The following is a 17,008-nucleotide window of genomic DNA, read 5'->3' on the forward strand; positions in this document are numbered from 1 at the left end:
TTTCATACTAACTGCGTTTGTCGTTATTCACAATTAGTATTTATTTGACCGATTAGCGATGGCCTTTTTATCAACTTTTCAACACAGAACAATTTTATTCAGCCATTTTTAAACAGGCTCTAAGGAAATAATTTAACCTTATACCAATTTAATTAACAGTACATTTAGATGCCTCTTTAAATTTCAATCAGATACTCTTTGATATACATTATGGATCCTTTTATTAAACAGGTATCCCTTATCCCGCTAAATGACGAAGAGCGCTTAAGGAAACTGTACAAGTACGAAATACTTGATACACCAGCCGACAAAACCTTCGACAAGATAGCCACGCTTGCTGCCCAGATTTTTGATACCCCAAGCGCCTTCGTAAGCTTTGTAGATCAGGATCGTGTTTTTGTTAAAGCCAAAGTAGATACTAACGATACTTTTAAAATACCCGAAGAAGCAATTGCTAGGCTGGCAGTACTCAGTGCCGATACAACCGTAATCAGTGATATGCTCTTAGAGCCTATACTAAGTGCCGCGCCGGTACTGGTCAATACATCGGTGAGGTTTTATGCCGGTACCCCCATAAAAACGCCCGACGGGCACCTGCTAGGTACCGTGAGCGTAGTAGATGCTGTACCAAGAGTAGTGACCGAAAAACAGCTGGAAATGCTGAAGAACCTCTCGGAAATTATTGTTGACGAACTGGAGTTACGCCAAACCACCCGCAACATTGTACGCGTACAAACCGACCTGATGAATATTGCGGTGCATGATATCAAAAACCCACTTACCGCTATATCGCTCTACGCAAAGCTTATCAAACAAAAAAGTACAGAAGAACCCATCAGAACGATGGCTGAAAAAGTAACTAATGCCAGCCAACGCATACTGGAAGACCTGAACGAACTGCTAAACCTGGCCAAAGTTGATAATGGCGCAATGATGCTACACTTTGAAAACGTGAACACTACCAGCCTGATTGAAAAAGCAGTTAATAACCTACAGGTTTTAGCAGAACAGAAACATCAAAAAATTTTGCTGCACCTTAACTGCAAAAGCATGGCAAGGTTAGATAAAGGCCGCATAGCGGAGGTTTTTGAAAACCTGCTTAGCAACGCCATTAAATACTCCCGCTTAAACACCTGGATTACCATTTGTTCGGAAGAGAAGGACGGTAACCTGATTGTGGAATTCAGCGATCAGGGCCAGGGGCTTAATGAGGAGGACATGAAAAAGTTATTCACCAAATTTGCGCGTTTAAGCTCCATCCCCACCAACAAAGAAACCAGCAACGGACTTGGCCTTTCAATTGCCAAAATATTGGTGGAGCTGCACAACGGCAAAATTTGGGCCGAAAGCAAAGGCAAGGACATGGGCGCGTCGTTTTTTGTATCGCTACCCTTACTGCAGAGGTAGAAATTGGTTTTCAAACTTCAATATCGGTTACCCCTTCCAATTAACTAAATACTTTATACTACCAACCTTCACCTGCGCACCCTTTATTACTTCTTTCCCTGTTTTTGGCAAAAACAAGTAGTTTCTATTTGCCTTAGTCATTCAGCATAGGGCAACTCAAATGCAGGTCGCCTATCACTTCAAAGCTTAGAATTGCATCCGCGCGAGGATATGCTAAATCTCACGTAAAACACTTGTCGATAAATAAGTTCGTTATGTTGGAAACCAGCAATTAACGCTGATCAGTAAATCGTGAACCCATCACGCATTTGAGCGATCTCCATCGCGCGTTAATTAAATTACCTATAAAGAGAATTCAGGCAAACATTAACCATTCCTTTTAGTTGTATTAGCAACACACGATACAGTTTCTTTATAGCCCTTCCTCAACAATCTGATTCATTTACCTTAAAAAATTATTACCATGTTTCATCACGTTAAATCACTACAATTTAATGCCAGGGTATCACGCCCTGACCCGCGCTTTGCAAACCTTTTATTAGAGCAATTCGGCGGCGAAAATGGTGAACTTGCTGCTGCGATGCAGTATTTTACACAAGCTTTCGGGGCCAAGCAGCCGCATCCTGATAAGTATGATATGCTGATGGATATCGCCACTGAGGAGTTTAGCCACCTGGAAATAGTAGGCGCAACCATCCAGATGCTACTGAAAGGCGTAAACGGCGATTTGAAAGACGCTGCTGAACAAAGCGAGATAATGGTTGCCATGAACGGCAAGGCCGAAAAGGAAAGCGTTATACACGCCGCTTTATCTGCCAACCCACAGTTCCCTATTATCACCGGCGGGGGGCCAACGCCGCGTAACAGCCAGGGCATACCCTGGTGTGCATCGTACATCAATTCTAACGGCGACCTTACGGTTGATTTGCGCACCAATTTGGCATCAGAATCAAGAGCGAAGCTGGTTTACGAGCATCTGATGAAATTTACAGACGATCCGTACATCCACGAAACGCTGTCATTTTTGATGACGCGCGAGGTTACGCATTATAAAATGTTCGAGGCCGCGTTAGATAGCATACAGCCTAACTTCCCGCCGGGCGTGTTAGGTGCAGACCCACGTTACCTGCAAAACGTTTATAACCTATCAGACGGCACCGTACGCGGACCATGGAACGAGGGCGAGATAAAAGGCATGGGCAAAAATTTTGTATATGTAGAAAAACCTTTAGAACAGGTACAGGAAACCGAAGGGCAAACCCAACTGCCCGAAGATTTCAGCAAAGAGCTTAAAGCCGCCGATAAACTGGATAAGCAAATGAGCCAGGTAAAAAGTGCCGAAGTGAAACAAGCCGAGCCAGAAGGTATAGCGGCTTGGAGCACTTATGGAGAGTGATAGGTAATCCGCCGCATCTGATAGTACCCCGAGGCTGTATCATAAATCTATTTCATAAAAACCAATTAGAATAAAATTTGGCTCTGTGTCCTTTGTGTTTCTTCCTTTGTGCTCTTTGTGGTAAAATTAACCACAAAGGGCGCTAAGATTTGCTTATGTATTAGCACAAAGTTCACAAAGATATATTTTGACAAAATTTTAATTTGTTGCTCAACTGGAGTGTTATTTTTGATCCAGCCTCTAATTGTTTCCGGCATGGCAGAAGGAATTCCGATTTGTAATATTTCGAAGCCTCGACCAGCTTTTGCGCCGCTACCGGTTTAATTTGCGTGGCGGATATTTAAATCATTCCGCTACACTTTTCACCACCGGCTGCGAAAAGAAAAACGTTGAGCCCTGGCCTTCATTGCTTTCTACCCAGATGCGGCCGCCGTGGTCGGCGATGATCTTGGAGGAAATGTAGAGGCCCATACCAAGGCCCGAATGAGTGCGGATTATGTCGCGGTCGCGGTAGAATTTGTTAAAGATGGATTCCATGCTTTTGGCAGACATCCCTATGCCTTCGTCGCCAACGGCCACCAGTACCTGCCCATCGTGTGTTGTAGAGCAGGTGACTCTAATAGCGGTACCCTTTTTTGAATATTTGGCAGCGTTGCCAATAAGGTTCGAGAAAACCTGCTCCATGCGCAGGCGGTCGATATATACGGTTATATCCTGGCACAGGATGGCGGTAACGGTGTGCTGCGGCAATATGTGCTGCAAAATTGCCACCATGTCGGTTATAAAGCTGTTAAACTCCACCAGCTCTTTATTATAAAGCAAACTGCCGTTTTCTATCTTGGATACGTCAAGCAGTTGCTGCACCAGCGATAACAACTTGGTAGTTTGTATATCCACCTTGTTCAGGATATCTTTTACCTTATCGCTGCACTCGCCTTCCAGCTTTTTACCCAGTTGAGTGTAAGCCTTTATCACGGTTATCGGCGTTTTTATTTCGTGGCTTGCTATGGAGATGAATTCGGTTTTTTGCTCGTCGATGATCTTGGAGCGGCGCAGCTCTTCTTCCTGCTCTTCGGCCAGCCGGTTAAGGCTTACGTTGCGCTGCTTAATTTCATCGTAGGCGTTTATGGGTACCCCTTCTTCCAAGAATTTCTTTAGCGCGGTTATTTTGGGTGGGTCGAGTTTCAGCGAACGCGGCAGCCCAATTTTCATTTCGATAGTATTGCTGCCTGCACCTTCGCTAAGTAAAAATTCCGGAACCAGTTTTTGTGCGTAATAAAAACCCTTGTCGGCATTGGTGAAGCGGATGGCGCTATCGTAAGTTACCAGTGCCACCAGCGAATACCGCTGTTCATTTTGTAGCAAGCCTATTGTTAGTACGCCATCGTCGGTATGTTCTATCACCGTGCGTGCAATTTCCGATACCGCCGTAGCGAAAGTAGTTTGCGTTGCAACCGTAAGCCCCAGCTTCTCTGCAACCTTCATAGACCGCCTGTGTGCCAACACAAGGTCCATTTCATTCTCCAGCGTAATGGTTAAAAATTTAATCATCTCAATTCGCTTTAGCTATCACTACCGACATATCATCGCTCCTCCGGGCATGGTCTTTATAAATTGCGGCCGCCAGCACGGTAAGGTCGAATTTATTTATTTGCGGGTATTTGGCAAAATCTATCCGTGTTTTGATCCCGTCTGAACACAGCATTACCTGGTTATAGGTATCGGCCGGGTACTGCTGGTCGTTCATGGTGTTAGGCATATTATGCCCCACAATGCCATTGTACGACATATGGTTACGAAAACTCACCGGCCCAAACATCCGTGCAGCAATATTACCTACTCCGGCACTGCTCCATGTTTTTGTTTCGATATTGTAACCCATAATATTGATAACTGCACCGCGCGTTTTTTTTATCTGGGTATGGATAAACCGCAGGGTTTCTGTAGGGCTATAATCCGGGAAAACCCTAAATGCCGCCGCTGCTTCGTTGATGGCCTTGTTAGCTTCGGGCCCGTGGCCTAAACCATCGGCCAGCATAATTTTAAAGTATTTCTCTGTTTTTTTAAACACAAAGCCGTCGCCGCTGGTGGTTTCGCCGGGCTTTGCCACCACAATGGGGCGCATGGTAACTGCCGGCTTTGGCTTATACGGTTGTGGTTCGTGATAAACACGGCTCATGGCAATAGTACCCCAGCCAATTTGCGAATACAGTTCAAACACATCCGACAGCCTTTTCATGCTGCCGAGGCCATGCCCCAGGGTATTTGAGGTAGATACGCCATCTACCATCATCCGGGCCGGATTTACCATACCAGGGCCGTTATCTATACTGATTAACTCGATATAAGGCGCGCCGTTGTTGGCAAACACACCCATCAATATTTCACCATCATCGCTGTATTTAAACAGGTTCGATGTCATCTCGGCTACAATAAGATCCAACTCGTTTATCCGGGTGGCGCCCATGCCTGCTTCGGTGGCTGTGCGGTGTATCTCTTTTTTTATCAGAGAAAAGTAACTCCTGTCGTTCGCTATAAAACTTGTATGTGTTGCATCAACCATTTGCCCATTTCAATATCGTCACCGTAGTGCCCTCCCCAACTTTACTCTTTATATCAAATTCGTTTACCAGCCTTTTGGTACCAGGCAAGCCAAGCCCCAGGCTTTTGCCGGTACTAAAGCCATCGCGCATGGCGGCGGCAATATCGGGTATGCCTGGCCCCCTATCTATAAAGGTAAGCCGTACGCCGTTAATGCGCCCGCTGGATACCACCTCAACATGGCATTTCCCTCCGTTGGCGTAGCGCATCATATTACGCACCAGTTCGCTGGCAGCGGTTAACAGGCGCGTTTGGTTAACCAGGCCCATTTTTATTTTAACGGCAACCTCTTTAACCCGGTTCTTTAAAAAAACCACGTCCTGCTCCTTCTCTACCAATACGGTATCTTTACTTAAGGATAATGTCATCGGCTCCCTCGTCATCATCATCGTCGTCGTATCTATCCTCGTCGATCATCGATTTTAGCAGGGCCATTCCTTTTTCCACATCCAGCGCGGTATGCACGCCTTTTAAAGGTAAGCCAAGTTCTATCAGCGTGATGGCTACCGCAGGCTGCATGCCCACAACCACCGTTTCCGAATCTAATATTTTACACATGCCGGCAATATTGCCAATAATGCGACCCATAAACGAGTCTACTATCGATACCGCAGAAATATCAATCAGTACCCCTTTTGCGCTTGTTTTTTGCACCATTTGTACCAGGTCGGCCTCCAGGTTTAAAGCAAGCCGGTCGTAAAGGTCTACCTGTATGGTTACCAACAGGTACGATCCCATCCTAAGAATAGGAATTTTATCCATCGTATATTATTTTTGAACGGTAGCTACTTTTCTTACTTCTAAACGCATCACTTTAAAGGCATGCGCCAATGCGCTGGCCAGGCTTGCCTTGGTAATGATGTTGGATAGGTCGATACCCAAATGCACAACGGTTTGTGCAATTTCGGGGCGTATACCGCTAATAATACACTCGGCACCCATCAGTCTGGTAGCGCTAACCGTTTTTATGAGGTGCTGCGCCACCAGCGAATCTACCGCTGGCACGCCCGAAATATCTAAAATAGCAATGCTCGACCCTGTTTCTACAATTTCCTGCAACAGGTTCTCCATTACAATTTGCGTACGTGCGCTATCCAGGGTACCTATGATGGGTAAAGCCAGTATGCCATTCCAAATACGGATAACCGGTGTAGAGATCTCTGCAATCTCATCCGTTTGGCGTAAAATAACCTCTTCACGGCCTTTAATAAAGGTTTCGAAGGTTATCACGCTCAGGTTATCCATGATGCGGTTTATCTTCAGGCTTTCGGTAAACAAAGCTTGAAGGTTGCCTGCAAGTTCCTGCTGCAGTACATCCAGCAAGGCCTCTTTCAGCGAGAAAATGAAATTGCCGGTTTCGCGCGGGCTAAAACCCTGCCTTGCACGGGTGATGGCAATGCCGCCCAGTATCTCAATCACTGGGCTCCATTCCTCCGAATCGATGTTGGAAAAATTTTCTGAAGATAAATTGCCCACCAGGGAATTAACTAACTCTTCCGATTGGCTTCTCAGCTCGTCGTTACTGATCAGGTCTTCGCGCAAGCCTTCATCAGCTAATTGATTTTTCATCCAGAGCTCGAGGATGGTTTTTTTCTGTTTTTGTAGCAATTGATATATTTTTTGACCTTGGTTAAAATATGCAGGATAGTTGATTAGGCGACACACTTAAACTTCCGGCGGGTTTATAATGGATGAAAGATAGAAATCAATATCGGTATTACGAAATCAATATTTTTTATAACTAAAGGTTAAATTTATGCTTTTTTTGGAATACTTCACAAACAGTGTAAAACCTCAGGTTGTATAACACAGTGTAACCGATTAGGTTTTTTTTAACTCGAATATTATGCAGTTGCTTATTTTAAAAAAGACGCGCAATCCAGCTGCGGAGCTTAACTAAATCAAAGAATTGGTAGCATTTTCACATACTTGACCGGAAGCAAGCGTATAAAAAAACATACACTTTTGAGTGCATTAAATGTAATCGGCAGCATTCATCCTAAACCTTCATTTAACATATTTTAGCTCTAGTTAAATTAACCGGGCTATTGTAAATAAAATGTGATAAATCAAACAATAACTGGCCCATCAAGTTAATTCGGCATGTTTTTGTAAGATACCTATAACGAAATAAAATAGGTAAAAAGGCGCATACAAGCAATAAGCTTGCGCAAAACCTTATTATTTATTCTTTTATGATATAGTTAAAAACCAATTACCCTTAAATGAGTATTATCCAAAATAGCAAATCCGCCTATCCCACCCTACCCAAAACCTTAACAGGTATCACCGGGCTGGATGAAATTACCGAAGGCGGGTTGCCGACCGGCAGGCCTACGTTGATATGCGGCGAGGCCGGGTGCGGCAAAACCCTCCTATCGATAGAGTTTATCGTACGTGGGGCCACTGAATTTAATGAACCCGGCGTTTTTGTTGCCTTTGAAGAAAAGAGCGATGAGCTGGCTATGAATGTCGCCTCTTTAGGCTTCGATCTTAAAAAACTGCAGGATGAGAAATTACTGCGCATAGACCATGTGCATATCGACCGCAGCGAAATTGAAGAAACCGGGGAGTATGATCTGGAAGGTTTGTTTATTCGCCTTGGTTATGCTATAGATAGCATCGGCGCAAAACGTATAGTGCTCGACACATTGGAGAACCTTTTCTCGGGCCTGGATAACCAAAGCGTTTTACGTATGGAAATACGCAGGCTTTTTGGCTGGCTGAAAAGCAAAGGAGTAACTGCCATTATCACCGGCGAAAAAGGCGACGGCAACAGCCTTACCCGCCAGGGGCTGGAAGAATATGTGTCAGATTGCGTAATCCTGTTAGATCACCGCGTTATCAACCAGATATCAACCCGTAGGCTGCGCATCATCAAATACCGCGGCACTGTACATGGCACTAACGAGTACCCCTTCCTCATCGATGAAGACGGCATATCTGTATTGCCCGTAACCTCGCTAAAGCTGGCAAAACAAGTATCTACCGAAAGACTGTCAACCGGCATCCCGGCTTTGGATGAAATGCTGGGCGGCAAAGGCTTTTACCGGGGCGGCAGTACGCTGGTATCGGGCACAGCAGGCACCGGCAAAACCAGTATCTCTGCCTATTTTGCCAATGAAACCTGTAACCGCGGCGAACGTTGCGTTTACTTTGCCATGGAGGAATCACCGAAACAAATCATGCGCAATATGCGCTCGATAGGCGTAGAGCTTCAAAAGCATGTTGATGCAGGGTTGCTGCTGTTTAATGCCACCAGGCCCAATATGTATGGGCTGGAGATGCACTTAGTAGCTATACATAAGCTGATCAAAAAATTCAAACCATCGGTAGTGATAATGGACCCGATTACCAACTTCATTAATGTAGGGTCGGTAAGCGAAGTGAAAAATATGCTGGTGCGCCTGATAGACTTTTTGCAGGACGAGCACATAACCGTAATGTTTACGGCTTTATCGCTCAATACCATCGTAAACGAACAGACAGACGAAGGCGTATCGTCGCTGGTAGATTCGTGGTTGCTTGTGCGCGATATAGAATTCAATGGCGAACGCAACCGTGGCTTGTACGTAATGAAGGCACGCGGCATGAAACACAGCAACCAGGTACGCGAATTTGTGATATCTGACGAGGGCTTAAATTTAATAGACGTTTACCTCGGCCCTGATGGCGTACTTACCGGCTCAGCACGGAAGCAGCAGATGCTGCTTGAACAAACGGGGCAGGCCATTCACGATCATTCGATTAGCCGTAAAGACCGCGAGATTGCACGCAAGCGCAAGGTGCTGGAAGCAACAATTTTGAGCCTAAACAGCGAGTACGAATCAGTTGAGGAAGAATTGAACAAAGTTTACCTGGAAGAAGAACTGAAGAAACAAATTTTAGAAAAAAACCGGGAAGAGATTACAAGGATACGGCGAGGGGAAAGCGGTAGATCTAAACCCACCGGAGGAAAATAAAAATGGAAATTGACGAAATAGTTGAAGATAAAAAATGGGAACTGAGGCTATACGTAGCCGGCAAAACCCCAAAATCGGTAACGGCATTAAGTAACCTTAAAAAATACTGCGAGGAGCACCTGAAAGGACAATACCGCATAGAAGTAATAGACTTGCTGGTGCACCCGCAATTAGCCGAAGGCGACCAGATACTGGCTATCCCAACCCTGGTGCGCAAAGTACCCGAGCCTATCCGCAAAATCATCGGTGATTTAAGTAACGAAGAAAAGGTACTGGTTGGACTGAACATTCGACCCGCTTAATTGTACCTATCAGAAGTTATGGCCGATAAGGATATAGAATTTACAGATTACGAGGGCAATGAGGAGCCTACTGCTTACGTATTGCGTTTATTTATAACGGGAGCATCGCCCAACTCTATCCGCGCGGTAGAAAATTTGAATGCGCTTTGCGAAAAGTATATCCCCGGGCAGTACGATTTGAAGATTATAGACATCCATCAGCAACCAGAACTTGCGGAGGACGAAGACATTATAGCCCTCCCGCTGCTCATCAAAAAAGCCCCCGGCAAAGAGCGCCGCATGATAGGCGACATGAGCAACACCAATAAAGTTTTAAAAGGGCTTGGCCTACCCGAAATCAATTAACATCATGGAGCAAAACAATTCAAATAACAGCTTATTAGCCGAAATTGAAGAGCTGCGCCAGCAACTGGAAGAAGCTACAGATACCATACAGGCTATCCGTACCGGCCAGGTGGATGCTTTGGTGGTAAAAGACACCGACGGACACCAGCTATACACCCTAAAAACTGCCGACCAAACCTACCGTGTATTCATAGAAAAGATGAACGAGGGCGCGGCCACCATAAACCGCGAAGGCATCGTTTTATATTGTAATACCAGGTTTGCACTAATGGTTGATGCACCCCTGGAGGATGTGATAGGCATGCCGATACTCTCTTTTGTACCCGAAAAAGCAAAAGAAAAATTGCAAGCCTTGATAGACGACAGCTGGGAAGACGATTGCAAAAAAGAAATCACGATAAAGGATGGCGGCGAAAAGGATATGCATTGCCTGTTTAGCTGTACAACAATAGAGCTGGACAGCGGCACTGCGCTTAGCCTCATTATAACAGATCTCACGATATTAAAGGCCACCGAAAAAGAACTTAAGCTACGTAACGAACAACTCGAAGAGGCCCGCTCGGTTACCGAATCGCTCAACGAATCACTGGAGGCAACCGTTAAAGAACGCACGCATGATCTCACCATCAGCCGCGAGCACTTTAAACTACTTACCAATAACATCGTACAGATGACCTGGACCAACCTGCCCGATGGTAACGTAAACGCTTATAACCAACGCTGGTACGATTACACCGGACTTGATTTTGCAGCAACAGGCGGCTTTGGCTGGACTGACTTGATACACCCCGATGATCTGGCAGAAACGGCAGCCAAATACACGGCATCGCTACAATCGGGCGAGATGTTTGAGGTAGAGAACCGTTACCGTCGCCACGACGGCGTTTACCGCTGGCACTTGAACCGTTCGCAACCCTTGCGTAACGACGAGGGGGAAATTATATTTTGGGTAGGCACCGCTACCGACATTGAGGACCAGAAGCGCGAAATGGAGCGTAAAGACGAGTTTATAGGTATTGCCAGCCACGAACTAAAAACTCCGCTTACCAGTCTGAAAGGTTACCTGCAACTCATGGCTGCCTATAAAAAAGAAGAATTGCCGGCGGCTATCAAAAACTATGTTACTAAAGCGGGCGGATCTTTAAATAAGCTACAATCGCTGATAAACGATCTTTTGGATGTAAGCAAAATAAAGGCTGGTGGGCTGGAATATAATATTGCCGATGTGAATGTGAACCATCTGATAGGGCTGTGTATGGAAAACGCCATGCTCATGTACCCGCATTTCGCGTTCAGCAGCCATGCGGGCCAAAACTACATCATCCGCGGCAACCAGGAGCGATTGGAGCAGGTATTGATGAACCTGGTAAACAATGCAGTTAAATACTCGTACGTAAATAAAACTGTTGAAATAGATACCGCCCGGCATGGCAATTACGTACGCATTTCTGTTATAGATAAGGGTATCGGCCTCTCTCATGACCAAAAAAATAAGATTTTTGAACGCTTTTACCGGGTAGAGGATAAAAAGAATATGGCCAGCGGCCTTGGTATGGGCTTGTATATTTCGCACGAAATTATCCAAAACCATAAGGGTCGCATCGGGGTAGAGAGTGAACCAGGTAAGGGCTCTACCTTTTATATAGAGTTGCCGCTGGCAGAGGGGTAAGCCTATTTAGTAATGCGCTAACCCAGCTAAAAAACTTTGTCATTGCGAGGCTCCTATGGGCAGACCGTGTGCGGGGGAGCCGCGGCAATCTCAGAGCGCGCAAATCGGCAATGCATAGCGACGAGATTGCCACGTCGCGCCACCACGCTTTCCAACGCGCCGCTCCTCGCAAGGACAAAGTCTGGAAAGATTTGCTACTTCCTTAAATTTCATGATATTGCCCCTGCATCCATATAACCATTATGAGTAACCCAAATAACGGCAGCGTATCCATACACATCAGCGATGAGGGTATTGCCACCATCACTTTCTTTCACCCGGCGCAAAACTCACTGCCATCAGCTCTGCTTAAGCAATTGGCCGATGCCATAGATCATGCGGGTGCAAACCCAAATACAAAGGTCATCGTACTCAAAAGCGGCGGCGAGCGTACTTTTTGCGCCGGTGCCAGCTTCGATGAGTTGCTACAGATAAAAGATAAGCAAGCGGGAGCGGCGTTTTTCTCGGGCTTTGTCAATGTGATAAACGCCTGCCGAAAATCGCCTAAGATTATCATTGCCCGTGTGCAGGGCAAAGCAGTAGGCGGCGGCGTAGGCCTGGCGGCAGCGGCCGACTATTGCCTGGCCACCGAGGCAGCATCCATCAAACTCAGCGAACTGGCCATAGGCATTGGTCCATTCGTAATTTCCCCAGCCGTAATACGCAAAATTGGCCTGCCTGCATTCTCGCGGCTTACTATCCGTGCAACAGATTTCCAATCGGCGCAGTGGGCAATGGATAAAGGGCTTTATAACGAGGTATATGCCGATATCCCTGCATTGGATGAAGCAATAGCCAGCCTTAGCCAAAAACTAGCCTCCTACCACCCGGAAGCGCTCGTAGGCCTTAAGCAAATCCTTTGGGAAGGCACTGTAGATTGGGATGAGCTTTTGGCAGAACGGGCTGCTATAAGTGGGGAGCTGGTGCTATCGGAGTTTACGCAGCAGGCACTGAATGTTTTTTTGAAAAAATAGGGCCACCAGCTATTTATTACCATCGTCTTTGCGAGCGATAGCGTGGCAATCACCGGCAAGCAGAGGCGCCATGCAGATCGGCTCTGCTTGCCGGGGATTGCTTCGTCGCCCCCACCGCTCTACCCCGCGGCGCTCCTCGCAAAGACGAAATGATGGTTTTAGGGTGATTGAAAATAAAAAAAGCCCCTCAACCGAGGGGCTTCAAATATTTTAACTGACCAAGAAAATTACCATCTCCTGCCGCCGCGACCCCAGCCGTGTCCGCGACCGTGACCTTCATAAAAATGTTCACGGTAAACTACCCTACGGTATTGCGGTCTGTAATACACCCTGCGATAAATCGGAGCAACATAAACGGGACGGTTTACATAGACAGGCTGTTCGTAATAAACAGGTGCAGGCTCGCTATAATAAACCGGGTGAACTATTCTGCGGGGTTGGTTATAACCTAAATGAATGCTGGCGCCTACCCTTACCTGGGCCTTTGCAAACTGCACCGAAGCGGTTAATACTAATGCGATTATCGAAAATTTAATAAACTTCATGACTATAATTTTTTAATTATAAATTCTTGCTCGTTTTGCAGGTATGACTCCCCACAGCACCAAGGGTTTAAAAAATTATGCCAAATTTTTATCTGTTAATCTTCGTAAAGGCGTAATCGATTGCGTAACAGCGCTATTTCCTGTTGCATATTTTCTACTTTATCCAACAATTCGTCTATCACCAAAATGCCCGGCTCGTTAATATCCAACTGGGTGTGCAGGCGGGCAAGGCGTTCTATTTTTTGTATCTCATCTATTGACACACAGGAAGTTTCATCAACCACAGTTATTGCTATCATTCCGGCTTCCTGCAATTGGTCTATAAAGGCGTATTCCACATTGTGGTAAATACAAAAATCATGTACGGTTATCAAATTCAACGTTTTCATTGGCTTGATTTTTTTTAAGATTTGGCTAATTCTTCAAACAATCCGCGCTGTTTTTCGGTAAGGTTGGTGGGTAATTGTACATTGTAGGTGATGTACAGGTCGCCAAACTGTCCGTCCTTTTTATAAACGGGCATGCCTTTGCCTTTCAGTTTTACCTTAGTTGCACCTTGCGTGCCGGCTGCTACTTTAAGCTTCACCTTGCCACTGAGCGTATCTGCCGTAATTTCTCCGCCCAAAATGGCGGTGTACAAATCAAGGTTTATGGTTTTGTGCAAATCGCTACCCGTGCGCTTAAACTCTGGGTCATCCGGTATGGTAAAGGTGATGTACAAATCGCCTGCCGGGGCGCCATTAGTACCTGCAGCTCCATGCCCCGGTATCTTGATGGTTTGCCCGTTCTCTATCCCTGCGGGGACGGTAAGGCGGATATTTTTCCCATTAACGGCAAGTGTTTGTTTTTTCGATTCCAACGCATCGCGCAGGTTCATTTGGTAGGTCGCGTTCAAATCCTGTCCGCGGTAGCGTTGCTGCTGCCTGCTGCCGCCGCTTCCCGGCGGGCCACCGCCAAACATAGAGTTGAAAAAATCCGAAAAATCGCCGCCGCCGCCAAAATCCTGGGCACCGCCGCCGCCAAAGCCGCCACCGTAGCTGTTCTGCCGTTTTTGACTTTGCTGTGCTTGTTCATAAGCTTCGCCATGCTGCCAGTTTTCGCCGTATTTGTCGTATTTCTTACGTTTCTCGGGGTCGCTCAGAACTTCGTTCGCCTCATTCAATTGCTGAAAAAGTTTATTGGATTCGGGGTTATCCGGGTTAAGGTCGGGATGGTGCTTGCGGGCGAGCTTTCGATAGGCATTTTTGATGTCCTTATCTGTCGCGGTTTTCTCCACCCCTAAAATTTTATAATAATCAATAAAGGCCATAACACATATAGGTTGTAGAAGTTAAACCTGTAAACAGGAGCTAAGTTTTAATAGCTGCACTAAATTACGGTAAGATTATATAAATTACCCCACCAATTATCCCGTAAATGACGAGTATCACAAATCCCTCCAGCGTGTTTAAACCCAGCCCCACGGCCTACCTCAATGTATTGCGCATTTTTGCCTGCCTAATGGTGCTGATTGTACACAGCGGCGAGTTTTTTTATATCACCGCAGCGGGCGCTGTGCAGCCCACGCATTACACCTGGGTAAACCATTATGGCAGCCTGATGCGTGCCTGCGTGCCACTTTTTGTGATGATATCAGGGTATTTGCTGCTGCCGATAAAGGAACCGGCATCGGTATTTTATAAGAAGAGGTTTACGAGGCTGTTGTTCCCGTTTTTGATATGGTCGGTAATGTATTGCATCGTACCGTATTTTCTGGGTACCGATAAGGCGGGCACCATGTGGGCCAATATGGCCAACATCCCGGTGAACATCAATTGGAGCGCGGGGCACTTGTGGTTTGTGTATATGTTCATTGGCGTTTACCTGTTTATCCCGGTGATATCGCCCTGGGCGCAAACGGCATCGAAGAACTTTAAATTATTCTTTTTAGCCATATGGGTTTTCACCCTGTTTTTACCCTATATCCGCACCGTTTACCCCGATGTGCTCGGCGAAGTGTTCTGGAACAAGTTCAGCAGCGTTTACTATTTTTCGGGCTATATAGGCTATTTGGTATTGGGGCAATATATCAAAGAGCATGTGCGCTTATCAAAAGCACAAACCATCGGCATCGGACTAGCACTGGTTATTGCCGGTTATATCATTACCCACCAGGTGTTTGCACATCAATGGCCAACCGCTAAAACCCTGCCCTTACTGGAGTTATCCTGGGCTTTTCCCACCATCAACGTAGCCATGATGGCCACCGGCATGTTCTTGCTGTTCAGCCTTATCAGTTTCAAAAGTGCCAAAACGGAGTTGGCGGTGGCGAAATTCTCGGGACTTACCTACGGCATGTACCTGGCGCATATACTGGTATTGAACCAGTTTTTCGGCCCCGTGAACAATTGGCTGCATGGCGAACCCAGGCTGGTGATACCGGTGCTGGCCGTGAGTACCTTTATAGCTACTTATATCGGCATAAAACTGTTATCGTATTTGCCGGGGAGTAAATATATTGTGGGCTGAATAAGCCCCACCCAAACCCTCCCCGGGAGGGAGGGCTTTAAGAAATTAATATTCACGTAAAAATAAAAGTCTCTCCTACCGGGGGAGATTTAAAGGGGGCTTATGGATACATCTATCTTCAAATACTTCGCAGACATAAAAACCAGGGATATAGCACCGGGCTATCATTCTAAAATTATACACACTGCTACCAATACCATCAATTTTATTGAGGTAGATGCAGGCAACGAGGTGCCGCCGCATCAGCATATTCATGAGCAATGTGCTTTTGTATTGGAAGGTACTTTCCAGCTTACCGTAAACGGCATACCGCAGTTAATGGAGAAAGGCATGTTTGCCATTATACCGCCCAATGTACCACACGGCGGCCTCGCCATAACCGACTGCAAATTGATTGACTTGTTTGCGCCTCCGCGCGAGGATTTTATGCTATTATAGTTAAAAATGTTAGAAAAGTTAAAAGGAGTTGGAAAGGTTACTAAGCGTAAAAATGGCCTCAACTTCTCCAACCTTTTTAACTTCTCTAACCCTTCCAACTTTTCTAACCTCTCCATCATTTATGAACATAACTAGAGCTACCGTTGCCGATATACCCGAACTTACTGCACTCATTAACTCTGCCTACCGCGGCGAGGCTTCTTTTAAGGGCTGGACCACCGAAGCGGGTATGATAGATGGACAGCGCATAGGCACTGCCGATCTGGAAGAACAATTTGCCGACCCGGATGCCGCCATCTTAAAACATACCGAAGCCGATGGCAGTATTACCGGCTGCGTTTACCTCAAAAAACAGGGCGACAAAATATATCTGGGTATGCTTAGCGTGTCGCCGCTTTTGCAGGCCAAAGGCATCGGTCGTAAACTGCTCGAAGCCGGCGAAATCTACGCCCGCGAAGCAGGTTTCCACACGGTGGTGATGACGGTTATTACTTTACGCGAAGAACTGTTAGCCTGGTACGAACGGCGCGGATACCACAAAACCGGCGAAATAGTGCCGTTGGATATCCCCGAGAACTTTGGTGTACTGAAGCAGCCGTTGGATATGTATAAATTGGAGAAGAAAGTGTAGAAAGCACTTTCTGACTTATGCTCTCCGCCGCGTCATTGCGAGGCACGAAGCAATCTCCCGATTAGCAGAGCGACCTGCAAAGTGACTTGTCCTCCGCAGAGATTGCTTCGTTCCTTATAATGACGTGGTTTTAAGTTATTGATTATCAGTATACATTTTTACGCGTCATAACCTTTTTTTTCAGGGTTACC

At 46.1% G+C, this 17,008-nt stretch carries 19 protein-coding genes; 11 read left to right on the forward strand and 8 right to left on the reverse strand.

Annotated elements, in window-relative coordinates:
* Nucleotides 1–210: 210 nt before the first annotated feature.
* Nucleotides 211–1,407: a GAF domain-containing sensor histidine kinase gene (locus E2R66_RS18905; RefSeq protein WP_133233470.1), complete on the forward strand. Its 1,197-nt coding sequence runs from the start codon at nucleotides 211–213 to the stop codon at nucleotides 1,405–1,407.
* 463 nt (nucleotides 1,408–1,870) lie between these two features.
* Nucleotides 1,871–2,803, forward strand: a complete 933-nt coding sequence (locus E2R66_RS18910) for a manganese catalase family protein (protein WP_133233472.1) — start codon at nucleotides 1,871–1,873, stop codon at nucleotides 2,801–2,803.
* Between the two features lie 345 nt (nucleotides 2,804–3,148).
* Here the strand turns inward: E2R66_RS18910 and E2R66_RS18915 are convergent, their stop codons facing one another.
* The 5 genes from E2R66_RS18915 to E2R66_RS18935 are packed head-to-tail and all read right to left on the reverse strand — an operon-like array spanning nucleotide 3,149 to nucleotide 7,069.
* A complete protein-coding gene (locus E2R66_RS18915; protein WP_133233474.1) occupies nucleotides 3,149–4,354 on the reverse strand; it encodes a sensor histidine kinase in 1,206 nt (401 codons plus the stop codon).
* 1 nt (nucleotide 4,355) lies between these two features.
* Nucleotides 4,356–5,366: an ATP-binding protein gene (locus E2R66_RS18920; protein WP_133233476.1), complete on the reverse strand. Its 1,011-nt coding sequence runs from the start codon at nucleotides 5,364–5,366 to the stop codon at nucleotides 4,356–4,358.
* Nucleotides 5,359–5,772 (reverse strand): anti-sigma regulatory factor, encoded by a 414-nt coding sequence (locus tag E2R66_RS18925; protein ID WP_133233478.1) that lies wholly within the window; start codon nucleotides 5,770–5,772, stop codon nucleotides 5,359–5,361. The genes E2R66_RS18920 and E2R66_RS18925 overlap by 8 nt, the downstream gene beginning before the upstream one ends.
* Nucleotides 5,753–6,166, reverse strand: coding sequence for an STAS domain-containing protein (locus tag E2R66_RS18930; protein WP_133233480.1), 414 nt, complete (start codon nucleotides 6,164–6,166; stop codon nucleotides 5,753–5,755). The genes E2R66_RS18925 and E2R66_RS18930 overlap by 20 nt, the downstream gene beginning before the upstream one ends.
* Before the next feature lie 6 nt (nucleotides 6,167–6,172).
* Nucleotides 6,173–7,069: an STAS domain-containing protein gene (locus tag E2R66_RS18935; RefSeq protein ID WP_262710310.1), complete on the reverse strand. Its 897-nt coding sequence runs from the start codon at nucleotides 7,067–7,069 to the stop codon at nucleotides 6,173–6,175.
* Nucleotides 7,070–7,629: 560 nt separating this feature from the next.
* Here E2R66_RS18935 and kaiC point away from each other — a divergent pair.
* From kaiC to E2R66_RS18960, 5 genes are all read left to right on the forward strand, one after another.
* On the forward strand, nucleotides 7,630–9,366 hold the full coding sequence (kaiC, locus tag E2R66_RS18940; RefSeq protein WP_133233484.1) for a circadian clock protein KaiC: 1,737 nt from the start codon (nucleotides 7,630–7,632) through the stop codon (nucleotides 9,364–9,366).
* A gap of 2 nt (nucleotides 9,367–9,368) precedes the next feature.
* The gene (locus E2R66_RS18945; RefSeq protein WP_133233486.1) at nucleotides 9,369–9,668 is read left to right on the forward strand and encodes a circadian clock KaiB family protein; all 300 of its coding nucleotides are present in this window, start codon (nucleotides 9,369–9,371) and stop codon (nucleotides 9,666–9,668) included.
* Nucleotides 9,669–9,686: 18 nt separating this feature from the next.
* Nucleotides 9,687–10,013, forward strand: a complete 327-nt coding sequence (locus E2R66_RS18950; RefSeq protein ID WP_133233488.1) for a circadian clock KaiB family protein — start codon at nucleotides 9,687–9,689, stop codon at nucleotides 10,011–10,013.
* 4 nt (nucleotides 10,014–10,017) lie between these two features.
* Nucleotides 10,018–11,682 carry a PAS domain-containing sensor histidine kinase gene (locus E2R66_RS18955; protein WP_133233490.1) on the forward strand — a complete coding sequence of 555 codons (1,665 nt, stop codon included), beginning with the start codon at nucleotides 10,018–10,020 and terminating at the stop codon, nucleotides 11,680–11,682.
* 242 nt (nucleotides 11,683–11,924) lie between these two features.
* Nucleotides 11,925–12,695, forward strand: a complete 771-nt coding sequence (locus tag E2R66_RS18960) for an enoyl-CoA hydratase/isomerase family protein (protein ID WP_133233492.1) — start codon at nucleotides 11,925–11,927, stop codon at nucleotides 12,693–12,695.
* A 227-nt stretch (nucleotides 12,696–12,922) separates the two neighbouring features.
* Here E2R66_RS18960 and E2R66_RS18965 read toward each other — a convergent pair whose 3' ends face one another.
* The 3 genes from E2R66_RS18965 to E2R66_RS18975 all read right to left on the reverse strand — a co-directional run bounded on the left by E2R66_RS18965 (nucleotide 12,923) and on the right by E2R66_RS18975 (nucleotide 14,549).
* Nucleotides 12,923–13,240 (reverse strand): hypothetical protein, encoded by a 318-nt coding sequence (locus E2R66_RS18965; protein WP_133233494.1) that lies wholly within the window; start codon nucleotides 13,238–13,240, stop codon nucleotides 12,923–12,925.
* Between the two features lie 95 nt (nucleotides 13,241–13,335).
* Entirely contained in the window at nucleotides 13,336–13,629 is a 294-nt protein-coding gene (locus tag E2R66_RS18970) for a chaperone modulator CbpM (RefSeq protein ID WP_133233496.1), read from the reverse strand.
* A 14-nt stretch (nucleotides 13,630–13,643) separates the two neighbouring features.
* The gene (locus tag E2R66_RS18975; protein WP_133233498.1) at nucleotides 13,644–14,549 is read right to left on the reverse strand and encodes a DnaJ C-terminal domain-containing protein; all 906 of its coding nucleotides are present in this window, start codon (nucleotides 14,547–14,549) and stop codon (nucleotides 13,644–13,646) included.
* A 107-nt stretch (nucleotides 14,550–14,656) separates the two neighbouring features.
* Here E2R66_RS18975 and E2R66_RS18980 point away from each other — a divergent pair, with 107 nt between their 5' ends.
* The 4 genes from E2R66_RS18980 (at nucleotide 14,657) to E2R66_RS18990 (ending at nucleotide 16,817) form a co-directional block, all read left to right on the forward strand.
* On the forward strand, nucleotides 14,657–15,748 hold the full coding sequence (locus E2R66_RS18980) for an acyltransferase (protein WP_133233500.1): 1,092 nt from the start codon (nucleotides 14,657–14,659) through the stop codon (nucleotides 15,746–15,748).
* 102 nt (nucleotides 15,749–15,850) lie between these two features.
* Nucleotides 15,851–16,186, forward strand: coding sequence for a cupin domain-containing protein (locus tag E2R66_RS18985; RefSeq protein ID WP_133233502.1), 336 nt, complete (start codon nucleotides 15,851–15,853; stop codon nucleotides 16,184–16,186).
* A 6-nt stretch (nucleotides 16,187–16,192) separates the two neighbouring features.
* Nucleotides 16,193–16,321, forward strand: a complete 129-nt coding sequence (locus tag E2R66_RS29150) for a hypothetical protein (protein ID WP_262710311.1) — start codon at nucleotides 16,193–16,195, stop codon at nucleotides 16,319–16,321.
* Nucleotides 16,308–16,817 carry a GNAT family N-acetyltransferase gene (locus E2R66_RS18990; RefSeq protein ID WP_133233504.1) on the forward strand — a complete coding sequence of 170 codons (510 nt, stop codon included), beginning with the start codon at nucleotides 16,308–16,310 and terminating at the stop codon, nucleotides 16,815–16,817. The genes E2R66_RS29150 and E2R66_RS18990 overlap by 14 nt, the downstream gene beginning before the upstream one ends.
* Nucleotides 16,818–17,008 lie beyond the last annotated feature (191 nt).

The sequence above is a fragment of the Mucilaginibacter psychrotolerans genome (genome assembly GCF_004519315.1).
Lineage (GTDB): Bacteria > Bacteroidota > Bacteroidia > Sphingobacteriales > Sphingobacteriaceae > Mucilaginibacter > Mucilaginibacter psychrotolerans.

Coding starts and splice junctions, on each gene's coding strand:
- E2R66_RS18905 (WP_133233470.1), top strand. CDS start 211: ATGGATCCTTTTATTAAACAGGTATCCCTTATCCCGCTAAATGACGAA.
- E2R66_RS18910 (WP_133233472.1), top strand. CDS start 1,871: ATGTTTCATCACGTTAAATCACTACAATTTAATGCCAGGGTATCACGC.
- E2R66_RS18915 (WP_133233474.1), bottom strand. CDS start 4,354: ATGATTAAATTTTTAACCATTACGCTGGAGAATGAAATGGACCTTGTG.
- E2R66_RS18920 (WP_133233476.1), bottom strand. CDS start 5,366: ATGGTTGATGCAACACATACAAGTTTTATAGCGAACGACAGGAGTTAC.
- E2R66_RS18925 (WP_133233478.1), bottom strand. CDS start 5,772: ATGACATTATCCTTAAGTAAAGATACCGTATTGGTAGAGAAGGAGCAG.
- E2R66_RS18930 (WP_133233480.1), bottom strand. CDS start 6,166: ATGGATAAAATTCCTATTCTTAGGATGGGATCGTACCTGTTGGTAACC.
- kaiC (WP_133233484.1), top strand. CDS start 7,630: ATGAGTATTATCCAAAATAGCAAATCCGCCTATCCCACCCTACCCAAA.
- E2R66_RS18945 (WP_133233486.1), top strand. CDS start 9,369: ATGGAAATTGACGAAATAGTTGAAGATAAAAAATGGGAACTGAGGCTA.
- E2R66_RS18950 (WP_133233488.1), top strand. CDS start 9,687: ATGGCCGATAAGGATATAGAATTTACAGATTACGAGGGCAATGAGGAG.
- E2R66_RS18955 (WP_133233490.1), top strand. CDS start 10,018: ATGGAGCAAAACAATTCAAATAACAGCTTATTAGCCGAAATTGAAGAG.
- E2R66_RS18960 (WP_133233492.1), top strand. CDS start 11,925: ATGAGTAACCCAAATAACGGCAGCGTATCCATACACATCAGCGATGAG.
- E2R66_RS18965 (WP_133233494.1), bottom strand. CDS start 13,240: ATGAAGTTTATTAAATTTTCGATAATCGCATTAGTATTAACCGCTTCG.
- E2R66_RS18970 (WP_133233496.1), bottom strand. CDS start 13,629: ATGAAAACGTTGAATTTGATAACCGTACATGATTTTTGTATTTACCAC.
- E2R66_RS18975 (WP_133233498.1), bottom strand. CDS start 14,549: ATGGCCTTTATTGATTATTATAAAATTTTAGGGGTGGAGAAAACCGCG.
- E2R66_RS18980 (WP_133233500.1), top strand. CDS start 14,657: ATGACGAGTATCACAAATCCCTCCAGCGTGTTTAAACCCAGCCCCACG.
- E2R66_RS18985 (WP_133233502.1), top strand. CDS start 15,851: ATGGATACATCTATCTTCAAATACTTCGCAGACATAAAAACCAGGGAT.
- E2R66_RS29150 (WP_262710311.1), top strand. CDS start 16,193: ATGTTAGAAAAGTTAAAAGGAGTTGGAAAGGTTACTAAGCGTAAAAAT.
- E2R66_RS18990 (WP_133233504.1), top strand. CDS start 16,308: ATGAACATAACTAGAGCTACCGTTGCCGATATACCCGAACTTACTGCA.